5 protein-coding genes and 2 pseudogenes are annotated in these 5,050 nt (G+C 67.3%); all 7 read right to left on the bottom strand.

Going from position 1 to position 5,050, the window contains the following annotated elements; translation table 11 throughout:
• Positions 1–93 (bottom strand): annotated as a pseudogene (locus tag ABZ281_RS37530) (F0F1 ATP synthase subunit delta); the annotation flags it as partial.
• Entirely contained in the window at positions 90–635 is a 546-nt protein-coding gene (locus ABZ281_RS37525; protein WP_356662512.1) for a F0F1 ATP synthase subunit B, read from the bottom strand. The gene ABZ281_RS37525 and the pseudogene ABZ281_RS37530, both read right to left, overlap by 4 nt.
• A 39-nt stretch (positions 636–674) precedes the next feature.
• Complete coding sequence (gene atpE, locus ABZ281_RS37520) at positions 675–905, bottom strand: ATP synthase F0 subunit C (RefSeq protein WP_187826499.1); 231 nt, start codon at positions 903–905, stop codon at positions 675–677.
• A gap of 75 nt (positions 906–980) precedes the next feature.
• Positions 981–1,802 carry a F0F1 ATP synthase subunit A gene (gene atpB, locus ABZ281_RS37515; protein ID WP_356662511.1) on the bottom strand — a complete coding sequence of 274 codons (822 nt, stop codon included), beginning with the start codon at positions 1,800–1,802 and terminating at the stop codon, positions 981–983.
• 225 nt (positions 1,803–2,027) lie between these two features.
• Positions 2,028–2,465 carry a hypothetical protein gene (locus tag ABZ281_RS37510; RefSeq protein ID WP_356662510.1) on the bottom strand — a complete coding sequence of 146 codons (438 nt, stop codon included), beginning with the start codon at positions 2,463–2,465 and terminating at the stop codon, positions 2,028–2,030.
• A 298-nt stretch (positions 2,466–2,763) separates the two neighbouring features.
• Positions 2,764–4,110, bottom strand: coding sequence for an MraY family glycosyltransferase (locus ABZ281_RS37505; protein WP_356662509.1), 1,347 nt, complete (start codon positions 4,108–4,110; stop codon positions 2,764–2,766).
• A 129-nt stretch (positions 4,111–4,239) separates the two neighbouring features.
• Positions 4,240–5,050: pseudogene (locus tag ABZ281_RS37500) on the bottom strand (serine hydroxymethyltransferase); the annotation flags it as partial.

The raw sequence follows: 5,050 nt of genomic DNA, 5'->3' as shown, positions 1-5,050 counted from the left end.
GGCGAGCGAGCCCGCGTTCACGGACGTCGAGTCCGTCAGCGCGTCGAGACGCTCACGTGCGGCTGCCAGGGCCTCGCGGCTCGCTCCGTTCATCGCCCGGCCTCGGCCTTCTCCTCGAGCTCGTCGAGGAACCGGTCGATCACGCGGCTCTGGCGGGCGTGGTCCTCGAGGGACTCCCCGACGAGCTTGCCGGCCAGGTCGGTGGCGAGCTTGCCGACGTCCTGGCGCAGCGCGGACGAGGCGGCCTTGCGGTCGGCCTCGATCTGGGCGTGACCGGCGGCGACGATCTCCTCACGCTGCCGCTGGCCCTCGGCCCGCATCTCGGCGATGAGCGTGGCACCCTGCTCCTGCGCCTCCTGGCGCAGGCGCGCGGCCTCGTGCCGGGCCTCGGCGAGCTGTGCCTTGTACTGCTCAAGGACGCTCTGGGCCTCGGTCTGCGCGGCCTCGGCCTTCTCGATACCGCCCTCGATGGCCTCGCGACGCTCTTCCAGAACCTTGTTGATGTTCGGGAGGAGCTTCTTGGCGAGGAAGCCGAAGACGATGACGAAGGCGATGAGGCCGATGACGAGCTCGGGGATCGGCGGGACGAGGGGATTCTCCATCTCCTCGGCCGCCACAATGAGCAGCTGGCTCATGTGTATGCCTTTCGTCTAGTCGGCTGGTCCGGGGGCGGTTTAGTTGTAGCCGTAGACGAAGGGCATGACCAGACCGATCAGGGCCAGCGCCTCACAGAAGGCGAAGCCGAGGATCTGGTTGGCACGGATCAGGCCGGCGGCCTCGGGCTGACGGGCCAGGGCCTGGGTGCCGTTACCGAAGATGATGCCGACGCCGACGCCGGGGCCGATCGCGGCGAGGCCGTAACCGATGGAGCCGAGCGAGCCGGTGACAGCGGCAAGGGTAGACATGCCAGTTCTTCCTTTTCTCTACGGACCGGTGGGGGTTGGCCACCGGACGGCTTGCGGAGGTCGGGTGCGGGTGGCTCAGTGGTGCTCGGCCAGCGCGCCCTGGATGTAGGTGCAGGTCAGCAGGACGAACACGTACGCCTGCAGGGCCTGGATGAACAGCTCGAAGGCGGTCATCACGACGGTCATCACGAACGAGACACCCGCGTACGCGATGCCGATGCCGTTCAGCAGGTACCAGCTGGCGATCGTGAAGAGCAGCAGCAGGGTGTGCCCGGCGAACATGTTCGCGAAGAGTCGCACGGCGTGGGTGAACGGGCGGATCAGGATGTTCGAGAAGAACTCGATCCCCATCGCCAGCGGAAGCACCGGGCCGAGCGACTTGTCGTAGCCCGTCACATTCTTGAAGAAGCCGACGAATCCGTGCCGCTTGAAGGTCAGCGACACCCACAGGATGTAGACAATGGCCGCGAGCCCCGCCGGGTAGGCGATGATCGATGTGACCGGGAACTGAGCGAGCGGGATGACCGCCCACAGGTTCATCATCCAGACGAAGAAGAAGAGGGAGACGATGAGCGGTACGTACTTCTCGCCTTCCTTCTTTCCGATGGTCTCGTAGACGACCCCGCGCCGGATGAAGTCGTAGCCCGCCTCGGCCACCATCTGGAGCTTGCCGGGAACGACCTGTGGCTTACGGAAGGCCGCCCAGAAGAAGCCGACGATGATGACCGACCCGAGGAGCGCCAGAAGCATCGTCTTGTTGAAGTACACGTTGCTGTCCCCGTCGCCCCAGATGGGCTCGAACAGGAACGAGTGCAGGCCGGGAGAGGGGAAGCCACAACCATCGAAGATGTGGCAATCGGTCTCGAAGGCGAGCACCTGCGTCGGGTCAGCACTCACCGCGGGCTCCTTCAGCGAAACGCATGGGTACGGCAACCTCGTTGTGTCGGCGCGGCACAGGGCCGCAGTTCGGCACGGGACTGGTGTTACGGATGTGGGGGCGGCTGTGGGGCATCTCGCCTCGCGATGGAGCAGGCGTCAGCGCAGATGCCCGCGCCCGCGATGCCGCAGTTGGCACCGGACGATAGCAGGAGATCTCATGCCTCTTTATCCCGGCCCTATCCCTCACGACGAGTGCCCGGACTTTTCGGGCTTCTCGCCCTTCGTCGAATCGGGCTCTACGTAAAGGATCTTGGCCTTCATGTGGGCACGCGTCTGCGCGGCGATCCAAGCGAGGGTGCCGACAACAAGCGTGATTGCAAAGGCCTTGGGGTTGAACAGCGTCGTGTTCTTGAACGCGGCGACGAAGATGAACAACAGCAGGAGCTGCGCCACGTAGAGCATGAGGCCCATCGCCTGGAACAGGTGCGGAAGCGATTTGGCAGTGCGCTGCAAGACATAGAGACCGATACCCATGAAGAGGATCACGACGAGCGTCGCGACGACCGCTCCGATCGCTCCCTTGCCACCGGCGGCCACACCACCGACGACGGCGGCAACAGCACCGACGGCGGCCGTGGGCACGGCAGCCTGGGCCAGAATCCGGGCGTCATTGGACGGCATGGCGGCAACTCCGCTTTCGCAGGGGGCAGGGGTGTCGTCATGGACGAGCGTAGTCCCGGGCTGAGTGGAGACCTCACACCAATGGACCGTCGCACTGCGGCCCTTCGGCTCTATCCGGGGGGTTCTCGTGAACCGTATCACAAACTATTTGATGCAGTCTTTACCTGAAAGTGTGCGGACTCTCACACATGAGAGTGAAGCTGCGCGCCTGAGCGAGAATGACGCCAACATGTCTGGTATTGGGGTGCTTCGCACCCCCAACGCAACCCCACGAGTTGGCAATGCTCTAGTCAGATTCTTACCTTGTCCCCGCCTTACTCTGGTCGGCCCGACGCGAACGAGGGCCGATGGCGGTCGCCCCGTTGACGCCGGCGACCCCGGACACCACGGGCGTGCGGTTCTCGGCCCCGGCCGGGGCGGGCTGGTCCGCCGTCGCCGCCGGGGTGGAGGCCCCGGGTGCGAGGGCCGCGACCGAGCCGCGGCGCCGGTAGCGCGGCGGCACGAAGCGCTCCATCCAGCGCGGAGCGCGCGGCGTGAAGCGCGGCAGCAGAAGCAGGAGCAGCCCGATCGCGCTCAGGAACACCACACCCAGCACGATCCACATGGACGCCGAGTTGACCGAGTAGGCGAGCGCGCCGAAGGCGATCAGCGCCGACCAGAAGTACATGAGCAGCACCGCACGGCTGTGCGAGTGGCCGATCTCCAGGAGCCGGTGGTGCAGGTGGCCGCGGTCGGCGGCGAACGGGGACTGGCCGCGCCAAGTGCGGCGCACGATCGCCAGGATGAGGTCGGCGGCGGGCACGGCGATGATCGTCAGCGGCAGCAGCAGCGGGATGTAGACCGGGACCGTCTGGTGCACGGCCTCCTTCTCGGACCCCACATACAGGTTGAGCGCGTCCGGGTCGACCTGCCCCGTGACGGAGATCGCGCCGGCGGCCAGGACCAGGCCGATCAGCATCGAGCCCGAGTCGCCCATGAAGATCCGCGCCGGGTGCATGTTGTGCGGCAGGAAGCCCAGACACATGCCCATCAGGATCGCCGAGAAGAGGGTGGCCGGGGCGGCGGCCTCGATGCCGTACGAATACCAGATGCGGTAGGCGTACAGGAAGAACGCCGTGGCGGCGATGCAGACCATGCCCGCCGCGAGGCCGTCCAGGCCGTCGACGAAGTTGACCGCGTTGATCGTGATGACGACCAGCGCGACCGTGAGCAGGGTGCCCTGCCACTGGGTGAGCGCGACCGAGCCGATGCCGGGGACCGGCAGCCACAGGATCGTCAGACCCTGCACGACCATCACACCCGCGGCGATCATCTGGCCGCCCAGCTTGATCAGGGCGTCGATCTCGAACTTGTCGTCCAGCACCCCGATCAGCCAGATCACCGCCGCCCCGGACAGCAGGGCCCGGGGTTCGTTCGACGTCTCGAAGACCTGGCTGAGGTTGGTCAGGTGGTCGGCGACCAGCAGGCCCGCGCACAGGCCGAAGAACATCGCGATACCGCCGAGGCGCGGAGTGGGCTCCCGGTGCACGTCACGTGCCCGGATCTCCGGCATCGCTCCGGCCACGATCGCGAACTTCCGTACCGGCCCTGTCAGCAGATACGTCACCGCGGCCGTGATGCAGAGCGTCAGGAGGTATTCACGCACAGGCTTCCTCACAGGTCTCGCTGGCCATCTCAGCCCCACACCCTAGCGATGCGCGCATATGGGTGGGGACTTCCGGGTAGCGACGATGGTTGCACGAGTGGCTGTGCACCCTGATGCGCTTACCCCGACTCAAGCGGGATACGGCGGAAATCGACCGGCCAGCTCCCGAACATCTTCACGGGCTCTCGAGGTCTCCGTCACGCCCCGCAGCACCCCGGTGAGCAACTCGGCGATCCGGACCATCTCCGCCTCACCCATCCCCTGCGTGGTGATCGCGGCCGTGCCGAGCCTGAGTCCCCGGGCGTCGCCGTGCGGCAGCGCACAGCAGTCCATGACCAGGCCCGCCGCGGCCAGACGGCCCCGGGCGGCGCGTCCGTCGACGCCGAGCGGCGCCGGGTCGGCGGTGATCAGATGGGTGTCCGTGCCGCCCGTGGTGACGACCATGCCCGCCGCGGCCAGCCGGGCCGCCAGAATCCGCGCATTCGCCACCACCTGATGGGCGTACGCGGCGAACGCCGGTGTTGCCGCCTCCCCGAACGCGACCGCCTTGGCGGCGATGGTGTGCATCTGCGCACCACCCTGTGTGAAAGGGAACACGGCCCGGTCGACCCGCTCGGCCAGCTCCGCGCGGCACAGGATCACGCCGCCGCGCGGACCCCGCAGCACCTTGTGGGTGGTCCCGCAGACGATGTCCGCGTACGGCACCGGATTCGGGGCCGCTCCCCCGGCGACGAGGCCGAGGGGGTGCGCGGCGTCCGCGATGAGGTACGCGCCCACCTCGTCGGCGACCTCGCGGAAGAAGGCGTAGTCGACATGGCGCGGGTAGGCGATCGAGCCGCACACTATCGCCTTGGGCCGGCGCGTGCGGGCCAGCGTGCGCACCTGCTCGTGGTCGATGAACCCGGACTCGGCCTCCACGCCGTATCCGACGAAGTCGAAC

Source organism: Streptomyces sp. NPDC006265, from assembly GCF_040613555.1.
Taxonomy (GTDB): Bacteria; Actinomycetota; Actinomycetes; order Streptomycetales; family Streptomycetaceae; genus Streptomyces.
This window is presented reverse-complemented; position numbering and strand designations above follow the sequence as displayed.

Bases quoted from the DNA above. Each gene is read 5' to 3' on its own strand.
- ABZ281_RS37525 (WP_356662512.1), bottom strand. From the start codon at position 635: ATGAGCCAGCTGCTCATTGTGGCGGCCGAGGAGATGGAGAATCCCCTC.
- atpE (WP_187826499.1), bottom strand. From the start codon at position 905: ATGTCTACCCTTGCCGCTGTCACCGGCTCGCTCGGCTCCATCGGTTAC.
- ABZ281_RS37510 (WP_356662510.1), bottom strand. From the start codon at position 2,465: ATGCCGTCCAATGACGCCCGGATTCTGGCCCAGGCTGCCGTGCCCACG.